This window comes from Mucilaginibacter conchicola, from assembly GCF_003432115.1.
In the GTDB taxonomy this organism is placed as follows: Bacteria; Bacteroidota; Bacteroidia; order Sphingobacteriales; family Sphingobacteriaceae; genus Mucilaginibacter; species Mucilaginibacter conchicola.
Window position 1 is genome coordinate 1,552,340 of the sequence record NZ_QWDC01000001.1, and the last position, 25,632, is coordinate 1,577,971.

Annotated in this window: 25 protein-coding genes; 7 read left to right on the plus strand and 18 right to left on the minus strand. The window is 43.5% G+C overall.

Features of this window, described 5'->3' with window-relative positions; translation table 11 throughout:
- Window positions 1–91 precede the first annotated feature (91 nt).
- Both D0C36_RS06920 and D0C36_RS06925 read left to right on the plus strand, forming a co-directional pair.
- Window positions 92–2,371 carry a glycosyltransferase family 4 protein gene (locus D0C36_RS06920; protein ID WP_117390815.1) on the plus strand — a complete coding sequence of 760 codons (2,280 nt, stop codon included), beginning with the start codon at window positions 92–94 and terminating at the stop codon, window positions 2,369–2,371.
- Between the two features lie 4 nt (window positions 2,372–2,375).
- Window positions 2,376–3,380 (plus strand): glycosyltransferase family 4 protein, encoded by a 1,005-nt coding sequence (locus D0C36_RS06925; protein ID WP_117390816.1) that lies wholly within the window; start codon window positions 2,376–2,378, stop codon window positions 3,378–3,380.
- Between the two features lie 2 nt (window positions 3,381–3,382).
- On the opposite strand, the gene D0C36_RS06930 is transcribed toward D0C36_RS06925, so the two are convergent.
- From D0C36_RS06930 to fabG, 4 genes are all read right to left on the minus strand, one after another.
- Window positions 3,383–3,760, minus strand: a complete 378-nt coding sequence (locus D0C36_RS06930; RefSeq protein WP_117390817.1) for a hypothetical protein — start codon at window positions 3,758–3,760, stop codon at window positions 3,383–3,385.
- A gap of 11 nt (window positions 3,761–3,771) precedes the next feature.
- Window positions 3,772–4,449, minus strand: a complete 678-nt coding sequence (locus tag D0C36_RS06935; RefSeq protein WP_117390818.1) for a hypothetical protein — start codon at window positions 4,447–4,449, stop codon at window positions 3,772–3,774.
- 123 nt (window positions 4,450–4,572) lie between these two features.
- Window positions 4,573–5,091, minus strand: a complete 519-nt coding sequence (locus tag D0C36_RS06940; protein WP_117390819.1) for a hypothetical protein — start codon at window positions 5,089–5,091, stop codon at window positions 4,573–4,575.
- A gap of 78 nt (window positions 5,092–5,169) precedes the next feature.
- Window positions 5,170–5,913 (minus strand): 3-oxoacyl-[acyl-carrier-protein] reductase, encoded by a 744-nt coding sequence (fabG, locus tag D0C36_RS06945; RefSeq protein ID WP_117390820.1) that lies wholly within the window; start codon window positions 5,911–5,913, stop codon window positions 5,170–5,172.
- A gap of 114 nt (window positions 5,914–6,027) precedes the next feature.
- Here fabG and D0C36_RS06950 point away from each other — a divergent pair, with 114 nt between their 5' ends.
- Together D0C36_RS06950 and D0C36_RS06955 are read left to right on the plus strand one after the other, a co-directional pair.
- Window positions 6,028–6,516 (plus strand): hypothetical protein, encoded by a 489-nt coding sequence (locus D0C36_RS06950; protein ID WP_147321949.1) that lies wholly within the window; start codon window positions 6,028–6,030, stop codon window positions 6,514–6,516.
- A gap of 104 nt (window positions 6,517–6,620) precedes the next feature.
- Complete coding sequence (locus D0C36_RS06955) at window positions 6,621–7,016, plus strand: hypothetical protein (RefSeq protein ID WP_147321950.1); 396 nt, start codon at window positions 6,621–6,623, stop codon at window positions 7,014–7,016.
- A 55-nt stretch (window positions 7,017–7,071) separates the two neighbouring features.
- Here the strand turns inward: D0C36_RS06955 and D0C36_RS06960 are convergent, their stop codons facing one another.
- The 8 genes from D0C36_RS06960 to sucD all read right to left on the minus strand — a co-directional run bounded on the left by D0C36_RS06960 (window position 7,072) and on the right by sucD (window position 14,682).
- A complete protein-coding gene (locus tag D0C36_RS06960) occupies window positions 7,072–7,446 on the minus strand; it encodes a hypothetical protein (RefSeq protein WP_117390823.1) in 375 nt (124 codons plus the stop codon).
- Between the two features lie 116 nt (window positions 7,447–7,562).
- A complete protein-coding gene (locus tag D0C36_RS06965) occupies window positions 7,563–7,769 on the minus strand; it encodes a cysteine-rich CWC family protein (protein WP_117390824.1) in 207 nt (68 codons plus the stop codon).
- A 155-nt stretch (window positions 7,770–7,924) separates the two neighbouring features.
- Window positions 7,925–10,300 carry a ribonucleoside-diphosphate reductase subunit alpha gene (locus D0C36_RS06970; RefSeq protein WP_117390825.1) on the minus strand — a complete coding sequence of 792 codons (2,376 nt, stop codon included), beginning with the start codon at window positions 10,298–10,300 and terminating at the stop codon, window positions 7,925–7,927.
- A 158-nt stretch (window positions 10,301–10,458) separates the two neighbouring features.
- Complete coding sequence (locus tag D0C36_RS06975) at window positions 10,459–11,430, minus strand: ribonucleoside-diphosphate reductase small subunit (protein WP_117390826.1); 972 nt, start codon at window positions 11,428–11,430, stop codon at window positions 10,459–10,461.
- A gap of 664 nt (window positions 11,431–12,094) precedes the next feature.
- On the minus strand, window positions 12,095–12,469 hold the full coding sequence (locus tag D0C36_RS06985) for a methionine-R-sulfoxide reductase (protein WP_117390828.1): 375 nt from the start codon (window positions 12,467–12,469) through the stop codon (window positions 12,095–12,097).
- A 239-nt stretch (window positions 12,470–12,708) separates the two neighbouring features.
- Window positions 12,709–13,128 carry a hypothetical protein gene (locus D0C36_RS06990; protein WP_117390829.1) on the minus strand — a complete coding sequence of 140 codons (420 nt, stop codon included), beginning with the start codon at window positions 13,126–13,128 and terminating at the stop codon, window positions 12,709–12,711.
- Window positions 13,129–13,160: 32 nt separating this feature from the next.
- Window positions 13,161–13,583, minus strand: coding sequence for a hypothetical protein (locus D0C36_RS06995; RefSeq protein WP_117390830.1), 423 nt, complete (start codon window positions 13,581–13,583; stop codon window positions 13,161–13,163).
- 223 nt (window positions 13,584–13,806) lie between these two features.
- Entirely contained in the window at window positions 13,807–14,682 is an 876-nt protein-coding gene (gene sucD, locus D0C36_RS07000; protein WP_117390831.1) for a succinate--CoA ligase subunit alpha, read from the minus strand.
- Between the two features lie 289 nt (window positions 14,683–14,971).
- Between sucD and D0C36_RS07005 the strand changes: the two genes are divergently transcribed.
- Complete coding sequence (locus tag D0C36_RS07005; RefSeq protein ID WP_117390832.1) at window positions 14,972–15,736, plus strand: carboxypeptidase-like regulatory domain-containing protein; 765 nt, start codon at window positions 14,972–14,974, stop codon at window positions 15,734–15,736.
- A 6-nt stretch (window positions 15,737–15,742) separates the two neighbouring features.
- Here the strand turns inward: D0C36_RS07005 and D0C36_RS07010 are convergent, their stop codons facing one another.
- From D0C36_RS07010 to D0C36_RS07020, 3 genes are all read right to left on the minus strand, one after another.
- Complete coding sequence (locus D0C36_RS07010; RefSeq protein WP_117390833.1) at window positions 15,743–16,357, minus strand: hypothetical protein; 615 nt, start codon at window positions 16,355–16,357, stop codon at window positions 15,743–15,745.
- Between the two features lie 33 nt (window positions 16,358–16,390).
- Entirely contained in the window at window positions 16,391–17,620 is a 1,230-nt protein-coding gene (gene dctA / locus D0C36_RS07015; RefSeq protein WP_117390834.1) for a C4-dicarboxylate transporter DctA, read from the minus strand.
- A 109-nt stretch (window positions 17,621–17,729) separates the two neighbouring features.
- Window positions 17,730–18,569: a sulfite exporter TauE/SafE family protein gene (locus D0C36_RS07020; protein ID WP_117391394.1), complete on the minus strand. Its 840-nt coding sequence runs from the start codon at window positions 18,567–18,569 to the stop codon at window positions 17,730–17,732.
- 81 nt (window positions 18,570–18,650) lie between these two features.
- Between D0C36_RS07020 and D0C36_RS07025 the strand changes: the two genes are divergently transcribed.
- Window positions 18,651–20,489, plus strand: a complete 1,839-nt coding sequence (locus tag D0C36_RS07025) for a UbiD family decarboxylase (RefSeq protein ID WP_117390835.1) — start codon at window positions 18,651–18,653, stop codon at window positions 20,487–20,489.
- Between the two features lie 300 nt (window positions 20,490–20,789).
- Entirely contained in the window at window positions 20,790–21,668 is an 879-nt protein-coding gene (gene dapA / locus D0C36_RS07030; RefSeq protein ID WP_117390836.1) for a 4-hydroxy-tetrahydrodipicolinate synthase, read from the plus strand.
- 193 nt (window positions 21,669–21,861) lie between these two features.
- On the opposite strand, the gene D0C36_RS07035 is transcribed toward dapA, so the two are convergent.
- The 3 genes from D0C36_RS07035 to ftsZ form a co-directional block, all read right to left on the minus strand.
- Window positions 21,862–22,038 carry a histone H1 gene (locus D0C36_RS07035; protein WP_117390837.1) on the minus strand — a complete coding sequence of 59 codons (177 nt, stop codon included), beginning with the start codon at window positions 22,036–22,038 and terminating at the stop codon, window positions 21,862–21,864.
- A 354-nt stretch (window positions 22,039–22,392) separates the two neighbouring features.
- Window positions 22,393–23,631 carry an aminotransferase class I/II-fold pyridoxal phosphate-dependent enzyme gene (locus D0C36_RS07040; RefSeq protein ID WP_117390838.1) on the minus strand — a complete coding sequence of 413 codons (1,239 nt, stop codon included), beginning with the start codon at window positions 23,629–23,631 and terminating at the stop codon, window positions 22,393–22,395.
- Window positions 23,632–23,828: 197 nt separating this feature from the next.
- The gene (ftsZ, locus tag D0C36_RS07045) at window positions 23,829–25,451 is read right to left on the minus strand and encodes a cell division protein FtsZ (RefSeq protein ID WP_117390839.1); all 1,623 of its coding nucleotides are present in this window, start codon (window positions 25,449–25,451) and stop codon (window positions 23,829–23,831) included.
- Window positions 25,452–25,632: the final 181 nt, after the last annotated feature.

Genomic DNA, 25,632 nt, shown 5'->3' on the forward strand with positions numbered 1-25,632 from the left:
AAAGGTCAGCACTGCATAGTTTTCGGGTCAATGGGTGTCTTAAAAGGCATCCTTAAGCATAAGCAGTAAAAACGGTTCTTCTACATACACTATGAAAATTGCATATATATCAACCTACCCACCCCGCGAATGTGGCATTGCTACTTTTAACCACAACCTGATGAATGCTATCAACAGCAACTTTCCGGATAGGAAAGACCCACTGGATGGTGGATTTGTTGTTGCCCTTAACGATTCTGAAGATCTGCAAGAGTATGAATACCCTTCGCATGTAAAGTTCGTTATTCGCCAAAACCATCAGAAAGATTATATCCGTGCGGCAGGTTACATTAACACCAGCAATGTTGATGCGGTGATATTGGAGCATGAGTTTGGCATTTACGGGGGCGAAAGCGGTATTTATGTGTTGCCGTTGATAAACCGTTTAGAGAAACCGCTGATCTCTATCCTGCATACAGTATTAAAAGACCCAAGTTATGTGCAGCGCATCGTTATCCGCGAGATCGCAGAGCAATCAGCAAAGATCATAGTAATGAGCAAACGTGCGGTAGAGTTCCTAACAACTATTTATGATATCCCGGCAGAAAAGATACAGATCATAGAACACGGCGTACCGGATCTTGAAGCACCAGAACCAAACCCGGTTAAGAGCCTTAGTCAATTCAAAAATCGCCGTGTAATGATGACCTTTGGTTTACTGAGCCGTAACAAAGGTTTGGAGACCGTGGTAAAAGCCTTGCCAAAAATTGTTGAAAAGCATCCTGATGTAATGTATGTTATTGTGGGTAACACGCATCCCGGCGTTATCAAAAGCTCGGGCGAAGAATACCGCGACCACCTGAAAAGCCTTGCTGCCCAACTGAAAGTATCGCAGCACCTGGCCTTTATCAATAAATTTGTAGCCGAGGATGAGCTGATCAACTATTTGACGGCAACTGAGGTGTATGTAACACCATACCTGAATGAAGCGCAAATAACCAGCGGTACACTGTCGTACGCCGTTGGTGCAGGTGCTGCTGTTATATCAACCCCTTACTGGCATGCTACTGAACTGCTGGCCGATGATCGCGGCTGTTTATTCGACTTTAAAGATGCGGAAGGGTTAGCTGATACTGTTAACCAACTGCTTAGCGACGATACACAGTTGAAAGAGCTTAAACAAAACGCCTACGAATACGGCCTGCACCTGCGCTGGCCTGTTATTGGTGCCGAGTTTATTAAAGTGGCCCAGGAAGCATCGGCAAGGCATGATTTCAGCGATAAGATATTAAAGAACAGCATTGTTGACCCTGAGATACTTCCGAAGTTTAGCTTAGCCCACGTGCTGAGACTTACCGATGATACCGGTATTGTTCAACACGCTAAATATGGTATCCCTAACTTAAAAGAGGGTTATTGCCTGGATGATAACGCCCGTGCCTTGATTATGGCATTGATGGCCTACCAGCGCAATAAAAGTGCTGAGGCGCACCGCCTGCTACCAATATACCTCAGCTATATTCACTACATGCAAACGGACGATGGCAACTTCCGTAACTTCCTGAGTTTTGACAGGCGTTACCTGGATGATGTGGGTTCAGAAGATTCATTCGGTCGTACTATTTGGGCTTTGGGCCATTTGATAAGCTGTGCAGCAAGCAACTCATATCGCGAGTTTGCACTGGAGTTATTTCATAAGTCGTACCCGCACTTTAGGGCCTTAAGATACATTCGTGGCCAGGCTAATACTATTATTGGTATTGCGCTTTACCTACAGGTTTACCCTACTGATGAGGGTATGGTAGCAGAGTTGATTCGTTTAACACAGCCACTGATAGATGCCTACGAACAAACCCGCTCTGATGACTGGGAATGGTTTGAAGAAAGCATGACCTATGATAATGCCATATTACCATTAGCATTGCTGCATTCATACGAAATAACCGGTAATCCTAAAGCTAAAGAAGTAGCTTTGAAAACCATGGCTTTCTTAGACCAACTAACCTTATCAAACGGTTATTTAAGCCCGGTTGGTAATGATGGCTGGTACTACCGCGGCGGTACTTTCCCAACCTTCGATCAGCAGGCTATCGAGACCATGGCTATGGTACTGATGCATTTCCAGGCATACCAAACCTTCCGCCAACCAGAGTATATCGAGAAAATGTTCCTGAGCTATAAATGGTTCCTGGGCGAGAATACACTACGCGCACCGCTTTACGACCACGAGACCAAAGGTTGCTGCGATGGCTTGTTGCCTACCGGTATTAACCGTAACCAGGGCGCAGAAAGCACGCTGGCCTACATGATATCTCATTTAACCGTATTGAAAGCTTTTGAACTGGAATACGAGTACAACAAAATAGCCGATCAGAAAATAAAGATTTGCTAAGCTGATGAAAGCAGCAATTTTAGCACCCGTTGCCTGGCGCACACCGCCCAGGCATTACGGGCCTTGGGAGCAGGTAGCCTCAAATATCGCAGAAGGCCTGATAAAGCTTGGCGTAGACGTGACGCTGTTTGCCACCGGCGATTCTATCACCGCAGGTAAACTGGAAGCCATCTGTAAACAAGGCTATGAAGAAGACCGTTCGCAGGACGCCAAGGTGCTGGAGTGCCTTCACATCAGTAACCTGATGGAGAAGGCAGGTGAGTTCGATATCATCCATAACAACTTCGATTTTCTGCCGCTTACTTATACAGGGCTGATCAAAACGCCTGTGATAACCACTATACACGGTTTTTCATCGCAAAAGATCATTCCGGTTTATAAAAAATATAATCAGCGCGGGCATTATGTATCCATCAGCGATGCTGACCGCAGTGCCGAACTGGATTATATTGCTACCGTATACAACGGTTTGGATACAGCCGATTTTAAGCTTACTGAGAAGCCGCAGAACTATCTGCTATACTTCGGTCGTATACACCATGATAAAGGTGCTGCAGAAGCCATAGAAATAGCCAAAAAAGCAAACAAGCAATTACTGATAGCAGGCATCATACAGGATGACAACTATTGGCGCGAAAAGATTGAACCTCATTTAAATGACCAGATCGTTTACGTCGGCTCCGCAGGCCCTGAGAAACGGAACGAGCTTTTGGGTAATGCCCTTGCCCTGCTCCATCCTATCAACTTTGCCGAACCATTCGGTATGAGCGTGGCTGAGTCAATGCTTTGCGGCACGCCTGTCATCGCCTTCAACAAAGGTTCGATGCCGGAGCTGATAGAGCATGAACAAACAGGATTTTTGGTGAATACAGTTGACGAGGGGGTAGATGTGATCAACAACATCCCATCCATCAACAGGCAATATTGCCATGATTCGGCGGCATCAAAATTTTCAAAAGAGAAAATGGCCGAGGATTATTTTAAGCTGTATGAGCGGATATTGGGGTAATATTATTTAGAAAATATTTGAATGTCGGCAGCTTTACGTATCCTGATAAAGGAATCAAGTTCGGCAACCCGCTCTATCCTACCATACACTTTAATCTTTTTCCCTTTAACATCCGCCGCTAAAAGCCCTTTTCTATTTTCGTATTTACTCCATATTTTAAACGGAATTACTACGCTGACACCCAATTCAGTAGAGTCTGAGGCGACAAATATCGACATATCTCTACTATAGCCCGGACCGGCAACGTTTACTATTTTTCCAATTACATACACCTCTTTGCCGCCGTATCTATTTGCGTCCTTTGCGGCAATTATCTTTTGCGCCAATGCGGGTCGAGCAAAAAAAACGAGTAAAATAATTAGCAGAGACCTGATATTCATATTAAATTATTTTAGTCGCTATGTAATCTTTTAGTGCCGTAGATAACACCCTGGCTTGCAAAAAACTTCCTTAACAGTTCGTATTTGCCATCGCAGTATATGATGTTATTAACTTTTGATGTGCTCCAATAATGGCGCTGGCATCCAAAACATATCTCGAAATAATATTTCACCTGATCGTTTTTATCTAAGAACACCACTGCGTTATGTGGTTCGTAACATTTATACCCGGGATCTCCGGCAAACTCACCTTTCCACTTAACAGGTGTGTAACCGTAGTTATATAAGATGTTAGTCAATGAATCTGTTCCAGCTGTACTTAATCTTTTTTGCTCCTTTACTTTTTTCATATCAATGGCAAATACCCCCTTCTCTATCGGGGTAAATATGGGCACGGTATCTGTCGGGGGGGATATAAGCGCGCCATCAACTCCAAATATCTCCGAATTATCGGGTATAATATAGGATATCAATCTTACTTTAAGGCTATCATTAAACGGGAAAAAAGATCTGCGTTCCTGGGCGTCAAACTTTCCATTAAAAAGACACTTGTCGTGCTTTTTGGTAATTGCGTATTCTTTTTCAGTTGTTGCCCTCGGTTTTAAATAGGATGCTTTTCTCTTCCTCTGTGCAAAAGAGCACAACGGAATAAGTAACAGGGTAATGATAAGGATGCGGTTAAGTGTCATAAGATTTTTCAATCCTAATTTAAACAAAAAGTTAAAAGTCGCTATGATTAGATCGCATCAAAAATCATTGAATATAAAATTGCCGAAGGTTATTTTAAGATAATATGCGCGGATACTGGGTTATTAGAAAAGATTATCTTCGTCGGGTACAAGGTCAGCCGGGACAAACTTTTTATTTGACCCAAAATAAATCATACCCTCGTGGTGAAACAACAACGCCCAATTCAAGCTTTCGTCAATAACAGTCAAATCATCGGCGTATTGAAAATCGTCGAAATATTTAATTAATAATTTCCATGGCACTATCAAAGCGATATCAGGCTGATAAGATAAAAACACGTCTTTTTTAAATGGAATCTCTCTCTGATATAGCCACTTTTTGATCTCTATCTTATTTCCTTCAAATATTCTTGTGTAATCAATGACATCAAAGAAGTTTTTCTTAAAAGGCATATCATTATGGAGACGAGTTTCCGAGATAAAGTCCCATAAAAACCGAGAGCCTTCTTTATCAAGAGGCTTCAATTGATCAAGATGAAGTTTAGGAAGCTCATTATACGCAGGACTGTTAAAGCGCCATTTTAATACAAAATCATCTACAGAAATCACATGATCATAGACATTGTCAAATCCGACTTTCATACTAATCAATTTAAACAAAAAAGTCAAAAGTCGCTCTTCACAACTTTTGACTTTTTAATTTTGAATTTTGATTTAAAACTACAACATGCCACCATCAACAGGGATAACCTGCCCGGTGATGTATGCTGCCATATCTGATGCCAGGAACACGCAGGCATTTGCTACATCGTCAACCTCGCCGGCACGTTTTAATGGGATGTTTGCTTCCCAGCCTTCAACCACTTTAGGGTCTAATACGTCGGTCATTTCGGTACGGATAAAGCCAGGTGCTACTACGTTGGTACGGATGTTACGTGATCCCAACTCTTTAGCAACCGATTTTGAGAAACCAATGATACCTGCTTTAGACGCTGCGTAATTGCTTTGACCGGCATTGCCCTGCACACCTACAACCGAGCTCATGTTAATGAACACACCTTTACGTGCCTTCATCATAATTTTTGAGGCTGCTTTGGTAACGTTGAAGATAGATTTCAGGTTAACATCCAACACCTCGTCCCACTGTTCTTCGGTCATGCGCATCAGCAGGCCGTCTTTGGTGATACCGGCGTTGTTCACTACAATATCCAGTGCGCCAAAATCGGCAACAATATCGTTTATCAGTTTTTCGGCTTCGTCAAATTTCGAAGCATCGCTACGGTAACCTTTTACTTTGGTGCCAAAGCTTTGCAGTTCCTGCTCTAAAGCCTGGCCTTTTTCAACTGATGATAAGTATGTGAAAGCTACATTAGCACCATGCTCAGCAAATTTTTCGGCAATTTTGCGGCCTATCCCTTTTGAAGCACCGGTTACCAGTGCGGTTTTTCCTTCTAACAATTTCATAATTTAAGTATGCGTTTATGAGTGCGTGAAGATAGGCAATTGATACGAAACGCAAAAAAACCGAATTTGCAATTCAGAAAATTGCTTATATTAGGTTTAATCAATTATAACGTTATGCATCAGGAAGAAAAGATCAATTTCCACTACAGTTTGATCAGCAGCTTGCTGTACGCTGTATTTTTCTCCATCCCGGTTGTTTGGCTTGGGATAGACCTGTATGATTACTTTAATGTAGGTAGCCTAAGCGGTGTTTTTATAATGAGTGTGTTTTTTGCGCTGTTTACGGTATATGCCGCCGTTATAATTTACAAATACGTTGTGCCGGCATTTAAAAAGAACATTGCGCTGGAAATAAATCAACAAGGCATTATTTACTATCCGCAAAACGTGATCATAGAATGGGCCGATATTACCGACCTGCGCCTTACTAATAATACCCAGGGATTCTCTACCCTGTATTGCTATTACAACCTGTTTAACGGCCGCGAAAGCTGCATCAAAATGTCGCTAACCTGGGTTGACTGTGATGATAAGGACGTTTACGGCATTATAGAGGCCAACCTTGAAGACCGCAAGCCTAACTGGCATGCCAGTGGGATATAAAGCGTTACCGTGCCATGCATGACGATAAAATTATCTACCGGTATAACCTTGGTTACTGCCTTTTTTGCACTTCCTTTTTAGGCTGGGTAATCTTTATCCTGATAATGATGATTTTTATCCCCCCGTTTGAAAAGCATCACACAAGTAGTGCCGTGGCAGCCGCTTTGGTTATACTTGCCCCGGTGATATACCTGGTACGTATTACTATAAAATACACTATCCCTGCCATAAAAGGTAAAACAGCCTTAGAGATAAACCAAACCGGCATAATAGATTACGCCCGGCACTTTATTATTGAATGGGCCGATATAACCGACCTGCGACTATTTTACAATCGGGGTATGGCAACCATCTATTTTCACTTTAAAGATACGGAAGGGGTTGAAGACTATATCCGCACCCGCTTAATATGGGTTAGTGGCGATTCGCGAGAGATCTACAGCATTATTGCTGCCAACCTTGAAGATCGTAACCCTAACTGGAAGATTAAACATGAATAACAAAACAGCCGCAGGCATAATACCTGCGGCTGTTTTGTTTTAAGTTTGGTTTATGTTAAAACACAAAGGTTTGATAACCTCCTAATGAGCCATCGCCGCAATAGGCTCGTATAACCAGCGTACCGCCACCGCATTGATACGGTATGGTTACCTGGTTGCCGTAAGTTACTGTTGTGTTTATAGACGGAACTGAGCATTTGTAATAGCCACCATAATCGTAATGATGTACGGTACCTGTACCGCTCCATCCAATGGTTACATTCCAACCGTCGTTAGAGATAACGTGAGCACCGGTAACACCCGCAGTGCAGGCAAATGCCTGTTTGGGTTTAACAGCAACTTTTTTGGGAGTAGGGCGGACAATGGTAAATGAATAAATACCAACAAGAATTAACCCGGCCAGCAATGTGGCTAAAATGCTTTTTTTCATAATGTTTAGATTTTAAAATTGGCTAATTCAATTTCAGAATAAAATATTTAACCAAAGAAAAATCACCACTGTTAAAATTAAACAATTGTTAATTATTTAATCATTATGAAATATTCTCACAAACTCTCCTGATACTCTTTCTGCAGTTCCAATAAACAGTTAGCACATAAGCAGCCATCATACAGCTCACTTACGTATTGCACTTCGTTTATGCTCAATTGCACGGTACTGCACTGGCATTTGGTGTAGGCGTTTGCCTTGCACTCGAACGGTTTGCTGCAGCGTTCGCAATGGAGTATTTCGTGTTTGGCGGAAGTGAGCATTATTGTTGGTTCATGGGCTATGGTTAATGGTTCATAGCAGGTACACAATAGTAGCTTAATTTACTTTAAACCCCATCACCATAACGTAAAAAGACCATAGCCAATTATGGCTATGGTCTTGTGGACTATGTTGTATCGACTAAAATTAGGCGAAATTATGCAGAGCAGGTAACGCAGCCTTCTTCCATTGAACAGGTTGGGCCGGCCGGCATTTCTTCTTCGCTGGTGTTACCAACAACCTCTGGTATAACGGCTTCCATGTTTTTACCGCCCTGGTTCTCAACTGTAAATTTAACCGCTTGTGATGCAGCCTGAGTACGCAGGTAGTACATACCTGTTTTAAGGCCTTTCTTCCATGCGTAGAAGTGCATTGAAGTAAGTTTAGATGCATTTGGCGAGTTAATGAACAAGTTAAGCGACTGCGACTGGCAGATATAAGCACCCCTATCGGCAGCCATATCAATGATGTTACGCATCTTAATTTCCCATACGGTTTTGTACAGTTCTTTGATATTGGCAGGTATCTCAGCAATATCCTGGATAGAACCGTTTGCAGCAATGATCCTGTCTTTCATGGTGTTGTTCCATAAACCGAGGTCAACCAGGTCGCGCAGTAAGTGTTTGTTCACTATTACAAACTCTCCGCTTAATACACGGCGGGTATAGATGTTTGAAGTGTATGGCTCAAAACACTCGTTGTTACCCAAAATTTGTGAGGTAGATGCAGTTGGCATCGGTGCAACCAATAACGAGTTACGTACACCGTGGTTCATTACATCCAGGCGAAGATTTTCCCAATCCCAACGATCACTTGCAGGTTTAACATCCCAAAGATCAAACTGGAACTTACCTTCAGACAGTGGTGAACCTTTGAACGTTTCGTAAGCACCATCCTGAATAGCCAGGTCTTTAGAAGCTGTCATTGAAGCAAAGTAGATGGTCTCGAAGATCTCTTTGTTCAGTTGTTTTGCTTCGTCGCTCTCGAAAGGTAAACGCAACAGGATGAAAGCATCTGCCAAGCCCTGTACACCTAAACCAACCGGACGGTGGCGCAAATTTGAACGCTCTGCCTCTACCACAGGGTAGAAGTTATGATCAATGATCTTGTTCAAATTCAATGTTGCCTGGTAGGTAACATCGTATAATTTCTGATGATCAAACTGGCCATCGATAACAAAGCGTGGCAATGCTAATGAAGCCAGGTTACAAACCGCTACCTCATCGGCAGATGTGTACTCGATGATCTCGGTACAAAGGTTTGAGCTTTTTATAGTACCCAGGTTTTGCTGGTTTGATTTACCGTTAGCAGCATCTTTGTACAACAAGTATGGTGTACCGGTTTCAACTTGTGAATCAAGCACCGCAAACCAAAGCTCTTGTGCTTTAATGGTTTTGCGTGCGCGGCCTTCTCTTTCGTATTTGGTGTATAAAGCTTCAAACTCGGCACCGAAGCAATCAGCTAAACCAGGTGCTTCGTGCGGGCAGAACAGGCTCCAGTCTTCGTTAGCCTCAACGCGTTTCATGAACAGGTCTGATACCCAAAGGGCGTAGAACAAGTCACGTGCACGCATTTCTTCTTTACCATGGTTTTTACGCAGGTCTAAGAATTCAAAGATATCTGCATGCCATGGCTCAAGGTAGATAGCGAAAGCGCCTTTACGCTTGCCACCACCCTGGTCAACATAGCGGGCAGTATCGTTAAACACACGCAGCATTGGGATAATACCGTTGCTGGTACCGTTAGTACCGCTGATATATGAACCTGTAGCACGCACATTGTGGATGCTTAGGCCAATACCACCTGCGCTTTGCGAGATCTTAGCAGTTTGTTTTAATGTATCGTAGATACCCTCGATGCTGTCATCTTTCATGGTTAACAAGAAACATGACGACATTTGAGGTTTTGGAGTACCGGCGTTAAATAAAGTAGGTGTTGCGTGTGTAAACCAGCGCTCGCTCATCAGGTTGTATGTTTTGATGGCGCTTTCGATATCTTCTTTGTGGATACCTACTGATACACGCATAAACAGGTGCTGAGGGCGCTCGGCAATTTTACCGTCAAGCTTTAACAGGTATGATTTCTCAAGGGTTTTAAAGCCGAAGTAATCAAAACCGAAGTCGCGGTCATAAATGATGCTGCTATCCAAAATGTCAGCATTTGCCTGGATAATATCGAATACATCATCGGCCAATAAAGCAGCGCTTTTGCCTGTTTTAGGGTCAATGTACTCATAAAGGCGTTTCATGGTCTCAGAGAACGACTTGGTAGTGTTTTTGTGCAGGTTTGATACTGCTATACGCGATGCAAGCAAAGCATAATCAGGGTGTTTGGTAGTTAACGATGCCGCTGTCTCAGCCGCAAGGTTATCCAGCTCTGATGTGGTAACACCATCAAACAAACCTTCAATTACTTTTTTCGCTACATCAATAGGATCAACCAGGTTGAACCCGTAGCACAGCTTCTCAATACGAGCTGTAATTTTGTCGAACTTAACCGACTCTCTTCTGCCGTCTCTTTTTACTACAAACATTGTTTTACCGCCTCCTTATTTACCCGGCCGCCCGCCGGATGGTTTAAGTTATATATTAATTATTCTTACTCTCTATTTTTGATTACACTGATTTTGGTTGTGATTGCACCGATTGATCTTCTCCTAATCTCTAATCACAAATCTCCAATCACTAACCCCTAAAAATCCTCGTCTAATGAGAATGATTTACTCTCAGGGCTATTCATTACGCCGCTTTTTTGGTAGTCGCCAACACGTTTTTCAAAGAAGTTGGTTTTGCCCTGCAGGCTTATCATCTCCATAAAATCAAACGGATTGGTTGCATTGTACACTTTATCGTAACCCAGCTCTACTAACCATCTGTCGGCAACAAATTCAATGTATTGCTGCATTAGTTTGGCGTTCATACCAATCAGGTTAACCGGTAGTGCATCAGTAACAAATTCTTTTTCAATTTCAACCGCATCAGTAATGATAGCTGTTGCAGCCTCTTTGCTTAGTTTGTTCTCCAGCATGCTGTATAATAAACAAGCAAACTCACAGTGCGAACCTTCATCACGAGAGATCAGCTCATTGCTAAAGGTTAAGCCCGGCATTAAACCGCGTTTCTTTAACCAGAAGATAGAACAGAAACTACCAGAGAAGAAGATCCCCTCAACAGCAGCAAATGCTACCAAACGTTCTGCAAAAGTTCCGTTGTTTATCCAGCGAAGCGCCCATTCTGCTTTTTTACCTACACAAGGCACGGTTTCAATAGCGTGAAAAAGGCGATCCTTCTCAACCGGATCTTTTACATAAGTATCAATAAGTAATGCATAGGTTTCAGAGTGGATGTTCTCCATCATGATCTGGAAACCGTAGAAACAACGCGCCTCTGGCAGTTGCACTTCGCTCATGAAGTTTATGGCAAGGTTCTCGTTCACTATACCATCACTGGCCGCAAAAAATGCTAATACGTGCGATATAAAATGTTTTTCGCCCGAGTTTAAGCTCTCCCAGTGTTTCAGATCGTCCGAAAGATCTATCTCTTCGGCGGTCCAGAAGCTGGCTTCAGACTTTTTGTACATCTCCCATATTGCAGGGTATTTTATCGGCAGAATAACAAAGCGGTCTTTGTTTTCTCTTAACAGTAATTCGGTTTCCTCTTGCATTGCCTCTTTATATTATATATCTAAATACTCCGTTACGCGTTCTTTCAATTTGCACTAAAACCGGCCCAAAAGCCGATACGATTACCATGTGAGTTTTTTACAAAAGTTAGCAGCCGACACCGACTTGCGCTTATTACTCACTCAATTTCAACCTCTCCAGATCCTACTTCAACTTGTTATTAGTTGCACGTTCTAAACCATATTTGTTATGGTTCTTTTTTCAAATTTGCGGGCAGATAGCCCACATCATAGATAGCCTTGAAAGAACTTGTAATCCAAAGATAGGGCATCCAATAATTGCGAGATAGTCTAAGTTTTTAACATCACCTATAAGTTGTCCACAATCATCAACATGACATTCAGATTATTGTGGGATGATAAAAATTTCAATGGTTTATAAAACAGCGCATTATCACCCGATATGAGATGCTGAAAATAAAAAATCAGAAAAATTTGCAGGATATAAACACATTCTCAACAACCCTAAAACCCAAAGGAATGTCTAAGCTAAAAGGCTTCAGAAAAGCGGTTTCCGCACGCCGAAAAAGCACTAATTCCTTCAGGATTTTTCAACAAAATATTAATGTGGAAAAAGAAAAAATCCCCGTCAGTTTTTTGTGCTGACGGGGATGATATTTACTGTCCCGGTGTTTAGCTTTTAAACTTATTTCTTCAATTCATCAATTGGTACAAATTTCATGGAGATGGAGTTTACACAATGCCTCGTATTTTTAGGCGTCATAAACTCTCCTTCAAAAACGTGCCCCAGGTGCGCGCCGCAATTGTTGCATACGATCTCTACGCGACGGCCATCAGCATCGGGTACACGTTTTACCGCGCCTGGTATCTCGTCATCAAAGCTTGGCCAGCCACAAAAAGATTCAAACTTATCTGCCGACTGGTAAAGCGGCGTATCACAACGCTTGCACACATACACGCCCTGTGCCTTATTGTTCAACAGATCGCCGGTAAAAGGGCGCTCGGTTCCTTTATGTAGTATTACGTATTCTTCTTCGGGTGTTAACTGATTATATGACATGTTATCAATTTAATGAGTGAATGATGGAATGAGCGAATGAGTGAATTTCACCATTGCTCCACACATAAATATACGACAAATACAACCTTTTGATTGTTTGGTAAAAGGATGTTTACAAAGGGTTGACTATGGGTGTTCTGCGCAATGCAGTGTCGTTGTCAGAATATGATTTCGGCGCCATATAAATAAAAAATCCCGGCTATTGCTAACCAGGACTTTTAATAGTATAAGCTACTGGATTATACTTTTTTAAACTGAATTGTTAAAACGATTTTAGCATAAGCCTGATTTTCTCCGGTCTGTTCAACCGTCCATACCATTGTACCGCTGGTAATTTTAACGTTATAAGTTTGATTCTGATATTGAACCTGCGCTTTTCCATTTACCTCACTTATAGCATAAGGAGAACTACCATCCGAACTTGAGGTTCTAACCGTGTTATCAATTAAAAATTCAATGGTGTTACTATCATCTCCGTTTTGGGTTTCTCTTTCCACTTCTTTGCCAGATGCGTCATAACCAACATAAGTAAGTGATTGGATTTGCCATTTACCAACTATTTCTTTTCTTACTGTTGATACAGAATCGGCTTTGTCTTTTTTACAACTAAATAAAGCAGTTGAAATAAATAAAATAAGTAAAAGTGCTTTTGATTTCATTGTGTTTGGGATTTTATTGTTTGGTTTATTGTTTATACTTTTTTAAACTGGTAAGTAATAACGCTTTTAGAGTAGCTATCATTAATAACCTCGGCCTCCAATGCCCAGGTCATGGTACCGTTGGTGATCCTTATGTTATAAGTTTGATTGTCAATGGTGAGTGTTGCCTTGCCTTCGGTTTCGTTAAGCGAGTAGGGATAATCTTTATCAATAGAACCGTCGTTTACAGTGGTTTGGTCAATGAAACGGACCTGTGTGCCGGGGTTAACGCCAAGGTCGCGGGTATCAACTTGTTTGCCCGATGCATCATAACGTACTTCGGTAACGCTTTGCACTTCCCAGGTACCAATAATGTTCTTTTTAACAGATGATAGTGAATCGTCTTTATCCTTTTTGCAGCTGAACAGCGCAACAGAAAAACTCAAAAGGATAAGGCAAAGTAATTTTGATCTCATGTGTAAAGAATAGGATTTCTCTTGCTACAACATGATTATTTCGATAAGGTTTAAAATTTTCACAAAAACTTTACAACAAAAACTTTCAAATAAAATTACACCACTTTTGAAGTGTTAAAATAAACCCGGTATCGCGATGCCTGTAAACAAAAAAGTCCCGGCCAAAAATTTGACCGGGACTTTTTATATTAAATCCTATTCCCCCTTCAGGGAGCCAGGGGTATTATTTCTTAGCTAATTCCTCTGCCATGGCAGCGCCAATCTCGGCAGGAGATTCTACAACGCGGATACCACACTCTGCCATAATTTTCATTTTTGCAGCAGCAGTATCATCAGCACCACCAACAATGGCACCAGCATGGCCCATACGGCGGCCCGGAGGCGCAGTTTGGCCGGCAATAAAGCCAACAACCGGTTTAGTACCGTTTTCTTTTATCCAGCGGGCAGCTTCTGCTTCCATACCACCACCTATCTCGCCGATCATGATGATACCGTGGGTATCAGGGTCGTTCATCAGCAATTCAACCGCATCTTTGGTTGGTGTACCAATAATAGGGTCGCCACCGATACCTATGGCGGTAGTAATACCTAAACCGGCTTTAACAACCTGGTCAACCGCTTCGTAAGTTAAAGTACCTGATTTTGATACCACACCTACGTTACCTTTTTTGAAGATAAAGCCCGGCATAATACCAATTTTAGCTTCATCAGCAGTGATAATACCAGGGCAGTTAGGGCCAATTAAACGGGTATCTTTATCACTGATATATTCTTTAACCTCTATCATATCCCTTGTAGGGATACCTTCGGTGATACATACAATAACTTTAATACCTGCTTCGGCAGCTTCCATAATGGCATCAGCACCAAATGCAGGCGGCACAAAAATGATAGATACATCGGCACCAGTTTGGTCAACTGCATCTTTCACTGTGTTAAACACAGGGCGGTCTAAATGGCTTTGGCCACCTTTACCCGGTGTAACACCACCAACAACCTGTGTACCATAGGCTATCATTTGCTCGGCATGGTATGAACCTTCTTTGCCTGTGAAACCTTGTACGATAACTTTCGAATCTTTATTTACGAGAACGCTCATCGGCTTTTGATTTTTGTATGGCAAAGCTAAAGTTATTGGCCTTAAAGTCAAACTAAATTTTGCCCTGTATGGCATTTTTACGTCAAAAAATTTCCACCGTGGTTAGCGGCAGGGTATTTACAGTGTATTATGATCCAAAACCTTAATAACTTTTTAATTATTGGCCGGCTAAAGGCGATCTTTAAACCCATGCATTGAATGAGCATTCCCATCAACCACACTGTTAAAAACTGTTAAAGGCTTTTTTAAAGGCCTTTTTTGTTTAACTTTATCATTAAAGCATCTAAAAATGAAACACCTGGCCTTTTTGATGTTACTATTTTGCTGTATAAAAGCATCAGCCCAAAATGTTACCGGTTTTGTTATTGAGAAAGACACGCGCAAACCGGTGCCTTTTATAGTGGTATCGGTAACGGGTTCAAATGTTTTTACCAACGAGGCGGGTGGGTTCACCGTACGCATACGACAGATAAGTGATACCCTGAAAATAAAAACCATGGGCTACAAACCCGTGGCCATCCCTGTAACACCATTTAGCGGGCAACTGAAACTAATAGAACTGGTACCACTTACTTATAAACTGAACGGTGTAACCGTATCTGCAAAAAAACGCTACCTGCAGGATTCATTGGATAACCGCCGCATTTTTGCCAAGGAGTATGCTTTTAAGGGCCCTGTACTTACCGATATAATGCACCACAGCAGTACCGATGCACCTTTTGCTTTTGTTAATGTTGATGTATTGGCCCTGTATAAAAGCCTGTTTAAAAAGAAGACCAGCCAGTACCGCCTGCAGCAGGCCATGATACGGCTGGAGCGCGATAACCATATTGCCCTGCGCTTTAACCGCGGACTGGTAACTAAAGTTACCGGCATGAAAGGCGACTCGCTGGATACCTTTATGGCCAACTACCAGCCGCCCCAATACTTAATTGACGGCATGACCGAGTACGACCTATCGCAATACATTAAACGCAATTATGATAGTTATAAGAACCTGAAAGGTAAGGATGCACCTACACAGGTTGACTTTAGGAAAGGGACGGTAAGGTAGTGAAGCTTATTTACAATCGATAAGCTGATAACCGGATTTTAGAGATCTAAATAAGTTTTCTGTGTTTTTACCTAACAACTCTAAATTAAATCTGTACATAACTTTCTGCTCGTTGAAGATCTCAAAATACATTTTACTGCATCCTAAGCAGACATCCATATGCGCATTAGCTATTCCGTTTTTAAAAAATACTATGCCCATATGCGGATCAAAACAGCCTAAGGGATTGCCTTTATATTGATCATGCAGGTACTTTTTTACTGTGGTCAGTATTTTTTCAGTGTCTTTGGATGATAATACATGACCCGCGTCAGCCAGTGTAGGCAGCCAGTGCTGAGTGGAATCAACAATCGGTTCACCAAATCTTATACCTTCGCCATCCTGCCTGGTCTTGTATAAAAAACCTTTTGGTTGCGGGTTTAATAGTTTTTCGCATCCGAAAGAAAACACTTTAACCGAATCGTACCTGAGCTGATCGATATTTTTTTGAAGGTCAGGGTAGGCAACAGGTTCCCAATTCAGTACAATAGTGCGGGGTGCTTTACGTGTTTTTTTCGCCTTCTGCCCAAAAGCAACAAAGCACGAAATAACCAGAACCAGGCAGATTGATATTGTTTTCATTTACAGATAACGTTAAGTATTACCACTCTCCCGTCAGGGAACCTGAGGGCTAAACTCACCTTCACTTTTTGCTACCACAATAGTTGCCACACCGTTGCCGATAACATTGGTAATGGCACGTGCTTCGCTCATAAAGCGGTCTACCCCCAGCAGGATAGCTACCCCCTCAACAGGGATAATTTTGATAGCTGCCAAAGTTGAGGTTAATACAATAAAACCACTTCCCGTAACACCTGCTGCCCCCTTTGAGGTAAGCATCAATATGCCTATGATGGTGAGTTGTTGCTCTAACGACAAGTTGATCTTAAATACCTGCGCCAGAAAAATGGTAGACATGGAGAGATAAATAGTTGTCCCATCCAGGTTAAAAGAATATCCCGCGGGGATAACCAAACCTACTACCGATTTTGAACAGCCAAATTTCTCCAGCTTTTCCATCATCCCCGGCAGGGCCGACTCTGATGAGGATGTACCCAGAACAATGAGTATCTCCTCTTTAATATGCTTTAGATATTGCCACAGGCTGAATTTGAACAGTGCCGCGATGATATTTAGCACCACAAAAATGAACAGGAACATAGTGAGATATACCGAGCCCATGAGCATAGCCAGCGGCTGCAAAGTCTTGATACCGTAAGTACTGATAGTATAAGCCATCCCGCCGAAGGCACCCAGCGGGGCGGCCTTCATCACTATTTTCATGATATTAAAGAACACTTTCGACAGCTTATCAAACGACTGAATGAGCGATTCACCCGTTTTCCCCATCCGGCTTAAGCCGAAACCGAACAAAATGGCAAAGAACAGGATCTGCAGAATATCGCCGTCGGCAAAAGCTTTAAACAGGTTGCCCGGTACGATGTGGGCAAAAAACTCGCCCCATTTCATATTGGCGGCAGCCTTTTCGTATTCGGCCAATTTAGATGAATCTACCTTAACATGATTATTGATAAAGTTGGCACCAGGTTTTACGATGTTAGCAATAGCAACACCAATTACCAAAGCAAGAGTGGTCACCAGTTCAAAGTAAAGCAGGGCCTTGCCACCAACACGCCCTACCTTCTTCATATCACTCATACCGGCAATGCCCAGCACAATGGTGAAAAAAATAATAGGCGCTATCAGCATGGTTATCAAACTGATGAACGTTTTGCTGATAAGCTGCGCAGTCGGCGCAAAATCTTTAAAATACAAGCCCACCAATATCCCCAGTAAAATGGCAACAATAACCTGAAAAGTAAGATTGGAGAACAGGCGTTTCATGGGGGTTAGTGATTGGAGATTGGTTAATTAGAGGTTAGTTAGTTATAATGCGATAAATATAGTGTTTTGAAACAATCCTAATCTCTGATCACTAATTAACTAATCTCTGCTATATTTTCCCCATTACCCCGTTGTAGATCATTTGCCCGGCCAAAAAGGTAACCACTACGGCAAACACCCAGCGCAACCAGCGCGATGATTTGGTGTGGACAAGGATCTTGGAACCCGTCATGGCGCCAAGCAAAACCCCCAGCACTACCGGCATAGAGATGCCCGGGTCTATGTAACCGCGTTGCAGGTAAACCACCGCACTTGCAGCAGCCGTTACCCCTATCATAAAATTACTGGTAGTGGTTGATACTTTGAATGGGATACGCATAATGGTATCCATCGCAATTACTTTCAACGCGCCGGAGCCGATGCCCAACAAACCCGAAATAACACCTGCAAACAGCATCATGAAAAAGCCGCCGCTAACGTGGGTCACGCCGTACTCGACCTGCTCGCCTTTGCCGTTGGGATAGCTCCCGTATAGTTTAAGTTTAGCAGCCAGGTAAGTGGGTTTAGAGAGTGTGTTTTGCGCCTTTTTACGTAACGACATGATGGCCGAAAATGTAAGGATGATACCAAACAGAATGGCTATGAATTGCGTGGGGATATAAACCGCTATCAATGCGCCAACCAAAGCGCCGATGGTGGTTGCTATCTCCAGGAACATTCCCAGCCTTATATTGGTAATCCCTTCTTTTACATACGCCGCCGCCGAACCCGATGAGGTAGCAATAACGGATATGAGCGAAGCACCGATAGCATAATGAATATCAACCCCTAACAAAATAGTAAGCAGGGGGATGATAACAACACCGCCGCCAAGGCCCGTTAAAGAACCCAGCAAGCCGGCAAAATAAGCGCCTACCAGAATAATAGCAGTAAAAACAAGTACCGACATGGGGTTGGTATAATTGACAGCGGTAAAGGTAAGCTTTTGCAACTTCTTATTGACGGCATTATGTAATATCTTTGGCACCAAATGGGATACAAAAGCTTACAGGCCTGCATTACCGATCTGGAGAAACATGGTCACCTCATCCGCATAAAAGAAGAAGTCGACCCTTACCTGCAAATGGCAGCCATACACCTGCGCGTGTTTGAGAACGAGGGGCCGGCCGTTCTGTTCGAGAATGTGAAGGGCAGTAAGTTCCCGGCGATATCTAATTTGTTTGGTACGCTGGATAGGTCGAAATTTATCTTCCGCGATACACTGGAGAAGATCAAGACACTGGTTGATATCAAAAATGACCCTATAAAAGCGGTTAAACATCCGTTTAAATATGCCAATACGGCATTAACGGCACTTTCGGCTCTGCCGATGAAAGTGGGCAAAAGTGCGCCTGTGATGTATGGCCGTACGCAGATAAGCGAGTTGCCGCAGGTGGTAAACTGGCCTATAGATGGCGGTCCCTTTGTAACCATGCCGCAGGTTTATACCGAAGACATTGATGCTCCCGGCATTATGAATGCTAACCTGGGCATGTATCGCATCCAGTTAGGTGGTAACGATTATGTACAGGATAAAGAGATAGGCTTGCACTACCAGCTGCACCGCGGCATTGGCGTACATCAAACCAAAGCGAACGCAAAAGGCCAGCCGCTAAAGGTGAGCATATTTGTAGGTGGCCCGCCATCGCACCCGGTTGCTGCGGTGATGCCGCTGCCCGAGGGTTTAAGCGAGATGACATTCGCGGGGGCTTTAGGAAACCGCCGTTTCCGTTATTTTTATGATGCCGAGGGTTTCTGTATTTCTGCCGATGCGGATTTTGTGATAACCGGCACGGTTATGCCAATGGAAAACAAACCCGAAGGCCCTTTTGGCGACCACCTGGGTTATTATAGCCTCACTCACCCTTTCCCGCTGATGAAAGTGCATAACGTTTACCACCGTAAAGATGCCATCTGGTCGTTTACGGTGGTGGGCCGCCCGCCGCAGGAAGATACCAGCTTTGGTGCACTGATACATGAGATTACCGGCAGCGCCCTGCCGAAAGAAATACCGGGCCTGCACGCCGTTAACGCGGTGGATGCGGCAGGCGTACACCCCTTGCTTTTCGCCATCGGCAGCGAGCGCTATACGCCGTATGTAAAGGAACGCCACCCGGCAGAACTGATCACTATTGCCAACCATATTTTGGGCAAGGGGCAGCTGAGCCTGGCCAAGTACTTATTCATCGCGGCTAAAGAGGATAACCCGGGCCTGGACGTGAACGACATCGGCGCATTCCTGAAACATATACTGCAACGCGTTGATCTTACCCGCGATCTGCATTTCCATACCCGCACAACAATCGATACGCTGGATTACAGCGGCGAAGGCCTCAACAGCGGCAGCAAGGTAGCCGTTACCGTTGCCGGTGATATCAAACGCGAATTGTGGACGGAGCTGCCATCGTCGTTTGACCTACCCCGCCCTATCGTCAATTACAAAATGGCGATGCCGGGCGTACTGGCAGTGGAAATACCAAAGAATATCCGCCAGAGCGATATGCCACTGATACTGGATATCCTGCAGGAACACCTTGCCGAAGCTGATCTGCTAGGTCTGCCGTTAATGGTATTATGTGATGATGCGGCTTTTACTGCCGCCAACATCAATAACCTGGTATGGGTAACCTTTACCCGCAGCAACCCAAGCCACGATATCTATGGCATTAACAGCTTTACCGAGCACAAACATTGGGGCTGCCACGGCCCGCTGATGATAGATGCCCGTATTAAGCCACACCACGCACCTGTGTTAGAACGAGACACGGCAGTGGAGAAGACTGTTGATGCGATGGGGATTAAAGGTGGTGCCTTGCATGGGATCGTCTGAATCAGGATTTACTGAATTTTAGAATTTACAGAATGCATCCGAATGTCATGGTGAGCTTGTCGAACCATTCACCGCGCGGACAAGTCCTCGACAAGCTCAGACTGACAAACCTTTTTTGCCTCGTTGTTGGTGTCCTCACCAACAACTTTATGCGTGGCAACCTGCCTTAGTAACCTTGCATGCGGCTTGTTGGTGACGACACCAACAAGGGCGGGGAAAAAGCTCTTGTGTAAAAAACTAATCACTTATCTCTGCCCTCTAATCTCTAATTATTATCTTAGCAACCTTTAATAATTGAACATGAACAAATTTCACGGAACGGGAGTTGCAATGGTTACTCCTTTTCAGGCAGACGGAGAGGTGGATTACCCGGCTTTAGAAAAGCTGATAGGCCACCTTATCGATAACGGGGTGGAGTACCTCGTATCGTTAGGTACAACCGGCGAAAGCGCCACTTTGAGCAAGGACGAGAAGAAGAAGGTGTGGGAATTTACTGCCAAAACCGTGAATAAACGTGTTGCCCTTGTTGCCGGTATAGGTGGCAATAACACGCGCGAAACTGTTACCGAAATTGCTGAGTTTGATATAGATGGTTACGATGCTATTCTATCGGCAAGTCCGCATTATAATAAACCAACACAAGAAGGTATTTACCAGCATTACAAGGCAATTGCCGGGGCTGCTAAGCTGCCTATAATCCTTTATAACGTACCAAGCCGTACAGGCTCATCAGTAGCTGCTGAGACCACCGTGCGTTTGGCTAAGGAGTTTAAAAACATCATCGGCATAAAAGAGGCATCGGGTAGTTTTGACCTGCTGAACCAGTTATTCCGCGATAAGCCTGAGGATTTCCTGGTGATATCCGGCGATGACCCTATCTCGTTACAAATGGTAGCAATGGGTGGTGTTGGTGTGATATCTGTTGTAGGCAATGCGTTGCCGAAACAGTTCTCAGACATGATAAGAAAGTGCCTTGCCGGCGATTTTAAAGGCGCACACGCTTCTCACTACAGTATGATAGAGTTTACCCGCCTGATGTTTGCCGAAGGCAGCCCTGCGGGTGTTAAAGCCGCCCTGAAGCAATTGGGCGTTTGCGGCGATACAGTACGTTTGCCATTGGTAAATGTGAGTGCTAATGCTGATGAGAAGATCGCCGAGCAGTTGAAGGTGGTGAGATAAGCACTTTACTACGCGTCATTGCGAGGTACGAAGCAATCTCTTTAAGCAAATCCTGGAAGCAAGGTGTTAACTTGTCCTGAAGATATTGCTTCGTACCTCGCAATGACGCACATATTGTAACCAATAAAAAATCCGGTACCTTCTCAGCTACCGGATTTTTTATTTAAAAGTAAATTAACCTTGTGCAGGCAAATTATGCTTGGTTTTTAGTGTCCTGAACCTCAAGACGGATAGCTTGCGCTAAGTTCTTAAGATCTTGCATGCCTTTACGAACGCGGGTACCAGCTGCGCTGTTGCCTTTGTTGTAGAATTTGTCAGCATCTGCCTCTAATGATGCAACCAGTTGTTTTACTTCTTCGAATTTTTTCATTGTGACTACTCCTTTAAAAATTTGAGGTTTATTGTTTTAATTAAAGCTAATCTAATTTCTTTTGTGCAAAAAAAAAATTTTTTTACCTATAAAATAGTGCCTTTAAAGCGGTTTTTTTCCACATTATCAGCTATAAATTATCAAAAACTATGCTGTTGTTTGCTGCTTTTAAAAACAGCTTGATTAGTAGTGCCGACATTTATTAAAGAATTATTGCCCAATGCATTATTTTTTTATCTAACACTTAACTAAACGCCTTAATAGTTATAAAAACAGCATTTAAAGCCATTATTAAGCAAAAACAAAAAATCCTGCGTGTTTTGCGCAGGATTTTTAAATTTTCTGACAAAAAGTTTATGCTACAACGGCCATTTTATAGTCGCCATCTTTCAGCTTAGCGGCAACGGCAGCAAATGCAGTAAGGGTTTTCTGCACATCATCAAGGGTGTGCATAGCCGTAGGAATCAGCCTAAGCATTATTAGTCCTTTAGGAATAACCGGATATACGACTATAGAGCAGAAGATATCGTGGTTCTCGCGCAAGTCGCGGGTAAGGCTGGTGGCCTCCATCAGGTCGCCTTTCAGGAAAACGGGGGTCACCATGCTGTTAGTTACACCAATATCAAAACCATGCTCAACCAAACCTTTTTGCAGGGCGTTGGCTACCGCCCACAGTTTCTCGCGCAGTTCGGGGTTTGCCTTCAATAGCTCAAAGCGTTTTTTAAGGCCCATCACCATAGGCATTGGTAACGCCTTGGCAAATGTTTGCGAACGCATATTATAACGCAGGTAACTGATAATTTGGCTATCTGCAGCCACAAATGCACCTATACCTGCCATAGATTTAGCAAAGGTACCGAAGAAAATATCGATCTCTTCAACACAATCCTGCGCCTCGTGCGTGCCGGCACCGGTTTTACCCATGGTACCAAAACCATGCGCATCATCAACCAGTATGCGGAATTTATATCTATCCTTTAATGCTACTATCTCTTTCAGTTTACCCTGCGCGCCAGACATACCGAAAACACCCTCTGTGATCACCAGGATGCCGCCACCGGTTTGCATGGTGATACGTTCGGCACGTTGCAGTTGTTTCTCAAAGCTATCTACATCATTATGCTTGTACACAAAGCGTTTACCCATGTGCAGGCGAACACCATCAATGATACAGGCATGCGATTCTGCATCGTAAACGATAACGTCGTTACGGTCAACCAGTGCATCGATGATAGACACCATGCCCTGGTAGCCATAGTTTAATAAAAATGCGGCTTCTTTACCTACAAATCTGGCCAGGTCATTCTCCAGCTCCTCGTGGTGAATGGTATTGCCAGACATCATCCTGGCACCCATCGGGTAAGCCATGCCGTAATCTGCAGCGGCCTGAGCATCGGCCCGGCGCACTTCGGGGTGGTTGGCTAAGCCAAGGTAATTGTTTAGGCTCCACACCAAATGGGTTTTGCCGTTGAACTGCATGTGCGGGTGAATTTCGCCCTCTAACTTAGGGAATGAAAAATAACCGTGCGACCATTTCTGGTGCTGGCCTATAGGCCCGCCTACGTTTTTATTGATTTTATCAAATAAGTCCAAAATAGTTTCTCTCTTAAAAATAACACCTCAAATATAGCCCATAACAGGCTGTCATCAAACCCAAAACGCAAAACACACAGCTTTGTTGCCAAAACTTAACAAAGCCTTAACGCAAGATAGTAGCTAACTATCGTAAAGAATCTTTAACAAAAAAAGCCTTCCGAAGGGTCGGAAGGCTTAGTATAGGGTTCAATCAATTAGTCAACGTTATCGTGCAGGAATGAGTTATTGTTCCTTATCTCGGTTTTACCGTCGCTATCAGGCAATAATGAAAACCTTGATACCTGGCTTTCATCTGATGCAGGTGTTTGCTGAAGGGCTATTTCCTTGCGTTTGTAGGCAGGCACATTCTCCAGTTCCTGGATGTTGCCGTTGCGCAGTTTCATGCTCAGGTCTTTTAAGCGCATGATACGCTCGCGAGATTTACGCAGCTGCTCTTCAATAGACTCATCAGTTTTATCTTCGTCGGCATTTAAAGCTTGTGGCTCCGGTTCAGGTTCAGGCTCAGGTTGCTGTACTTGCGTAGCAACAGGCTCAAAGTTCATTACGGTCTCCGTTACTTTAAAAGTAAATCCGGCTTCCTCTGCTTCTTCAGGGGCAGCTGGTGCTTCTTCGGTAAGGCTGTATCTTATTACGTCGTTATTATCTTGTTTGTCCTGCTCTTCAGCGCGGGCAAATAAGTCGAACAAACCTGTTTGTTTAGGCTCGTCCTTAACGGTGCTTTTCATATATGGTTCAGCAACCAGATCGGTATCTGCTTTAACCGGAGTGATAAACTCATTCACGGGTTTTACCAAGGGCTCGTTCTCAGGCACCAGCATCGATACTATTTTCTTGTTGTTGTTCTCTTTCTCGCGCTCGTCTTTAGTTTGGAAACCGGTAGCGATGATGGTTACCGATATCTTATCGCCCAGATTTTCATCTTTACAGTTACCCCAGATAAGGTCGGCAGCTAAACCGGCTTCTTCCTGGATGTAATCGGTAATAACGCTTACCTCATCCATGGTTACTTCGCTGTCGCCTGAGCTGATGTTTAACAGGATGTAACGTGCACCTTCAATTTCGTTATCTTTTAACAGCGGAGATGCCAATGCACCTTCTACTGCTTTTAATGCGCGGTTCTCACCATCGGCACTGCTGCTACCCATTATAGATACGCCGCTGTCCTTCATTACGGTGCGCACATCCTTAAAGTCAACGTTGATATAACCGGGCAGGGTAATGATCTCGGCAATACCTTTAGCGGCCGTTGTTAAGATGTTATCTGCCTGTGCAAATGCCGAACTCATGGTTAGATTACCAAAGATCTGGCGAAGCCTGTCGTTTGAGATAACCAGGTATGAGTCGACATACTTTTTCAGTTCTTCCATACCTTCTTCGGCCTGCATTTTACGGCGTTTGCCTTCAAACGAGAACGGAGTGGTGATGATGCCTACCGTAAGGATATCCAGCTCGCGGGCGGCCTTTGCTATAATAGGGCTTGCACCTGTACCGGTACCACCGCCCATACCTGCGGTGATGAACAGCATTTTTGTGTTGCTGCCCAACATCTGCTTAATGTCGTCAATGTTCTCTATAGCCGAGTTTTTACCAACCTCGGGGATAGAGCCGGCGCCCATACCTTCTGTTAAACTTGCGCCTAACTGAACCTTGTTAGGGATAGGGCTAAGCTCGAGAGCCTGCGCATCGGTGTTACAAATAATGAAATCAACACCGGTGATTCCCTGCCTGTACATATGGTTTACTGCGTTGCCGCCGCCACCGCCAACACCAATTACTTTGATGATCGACGATTTTTCCTTTAACATCTCAAACTGCATAATCCTTATTTTCAGCTATGTATATTCTGACGATTAGATAGATTTTCTTAATGTAATATTAATAGTTTTTCCACAGGGTTTTTCCACAATCGTTTATAATGTGGAAAAGTTATGGTTTGTGGAAAAGTAGCTTACTCAACTCCTCGCGAGTTTTACTCACCCCGACATTGCTTCGCTCGTC

What these genes read in the sequence shown, in the direction of transcription:
- fabG (WP_117390820.1), bottom strand. Translation starts at nt 5,913, where the DNA reads ATGAAATTGTTAGAAGGAAAAACCGCACTGGTAACCGGTGCTTCAAAA.
- D0C36_RS07005 (WP_117390832.1), top strand. Translation starts at nt 14,972, where the DNA reads ATGAAACACCTGGCCTTTTTGATGTTACTATTTTGCTGTATAAAAGCA.
- D0C36_RS07020 (WP_117391394.1), bottom strand. Translation starts at nt 18,569, where the DNA reads ATGTCGGTACTTGTTTTTACTGCTATTATTCTGGTAGGCGCTTATTTT.
- D0C36_RS06920 (WP_117390815.1), top strand. Translation starts at nt 92, where the DNA reads ATGAAAATTGCATATATATCAACCTACCCACCCCGCGAATGTGGCATT.
- D0C36_RS06975 (WP_117390826.1), bottom strand. Translation starts at nt 11,430, where the DNA reads ATGCAAGAGGAAACCGAATTACTGTTAAGAGAAAACAAAGACCGCTTT.
- D0C36_RS06990 (WP_117390829.1), bottom strand. Translation starts at nt 13,128, where the DNA reads ATGAAATCAAAAGCACTTTTACTTATTTTATTTATTTCAACTGCTTTA.
- D0C36_RS06955 (WP_147321950.1), top strand. Translation starts at nt 6,621, where the DNA reads ATGATGATTTTTATCCCCCCGTTTGAAAAGCATCACACAAGTAGTGCC.
- D0C36_RS07025 (WP_117390835.1), top strand. Translation starts at nt 18,651, where the DNA reads ATGGGATACAAAAGCTTACAGGCCTGCATTACCGATCTGGAGAAACAT.
- ftsZ (WP_117390839.1), bottom strand. Translation starts at nt 25,451, where the DNA reads ATGCAGTTTGAGATGTTAAAGGAAAAATCGTCGATCATCAAAGTAATT.
- D0C36_RS06985 (WP_117390828.1), bottom strand. Translation starts at nt 12,469, where the DNA reads ATGTCATATAATCAGTTAACACCCGAAGAAGAATACGTAATACTACAT.
- D0C36_RS06950 (WP_147321949.1), top strand. Translation starts at nt 6,028, where the DNA reads ATGCATCAGGAAGAAAAGATCAATTTCCACTACAGTTTGATCAGCAGC.
- dapA (WP_117390836.1), top strand. Translation starts at nt 20,790, where the DNA reads ATGAACAAATTTCACGGAACGGGAGTTGCAATGGTTACTCCTTTTCAG.
- D0C36_RS06970 (WP_117390825.1), bottom strand. Translation starts at nt 10,300, where the DNA reads ATGTTTGTAGTAAAAAGAGACGGCAGAAGAGAGTCGGTTAAGTTCGAC.
- D0C36_RS07035 (WP_117390837.1), bottom strand. Translation starts at nt 22,038, where the DNA reads ATGAAAAAATTCGAAGAAGTAAAACAACTGGTTGCATCATTAGAGGCA.
- D0C36_RS06925 (WP_117390816.1), top strand. Translation starts at nt 2,376, where the DNA reads ATGAAAGCAGCAATTTTAGCACCCGTTGCCTGGCGCACACCGCCCAGG.
- D0C36_RS06995 (WP_117390830.1), bottom strand. Translation starts at nt 13,583, where the DNA reads ATGAGATCAAAATTACTTTGCCTTATCCTTTTGAGTTTTTCTGTTGCG.
- D0C36_RS06940 (WP_117390819.1), bottom strand. Translation starts at nt 5,091, where the DNA reads ATGAAAGTCGGATTTGACAATGTCTATGATCATGTGATTTCTGTAGAT.
- D0C36_RS07010 (WP_117390833.1), bottom strand. Translation starts at nt 16,357, where the DNA reads ATGAAAACAATATCAATCTGCCTGGTTCTGGTTATTTCGTGCTTTGTT.
- D0C36_RS06930 (WP_117390817.1), bottom strand. Translation starts at nt 3,760, where the DNA reads ATGAATATCAGGTCTCTGCTAATTATTTTACTCGTTTTTTTTGCTCGA.
- sucD (WP_117390831.1), bottom strand. Translation starts at nt 14,682, where the DNA reads ATGAGCGTTCTCGTAAATAAAGATTCGAAAGTTATCGTACAAGGTTTC.
- D0C36_RS06935 (WP_117390818.1), bottom strand. Translation starts at nt 4,449, where the DNA reads ATGACACTTAACCGCATCCTTATCATTACCCTGTTACTTATTCCGTTG.
- dctA (WP_117390834.1), bottom strand. Translation starts at nt 17,620, where the DNA reads ATGAAACGCCTGTTCTCCAATCTTACTTTTCAGGTTATTGTTGCCATT.
- D0C36_RS06965 (WP_117390824.1), bottom strand. Translation starts at nt 7,769, where the DNA reads ATGCTCACTTCCGCCAAACACGAAATACTCCATTGCGAACGCTGCAGC.
- D0C36_RS06960 (WP_117390823.1), bottom strand. Translation starts at nt 7,446, where the DNA reads ATGAAAAAAAGCATTTTAGCCACATTGCTGGCCGGGTTAATTCTTGTT.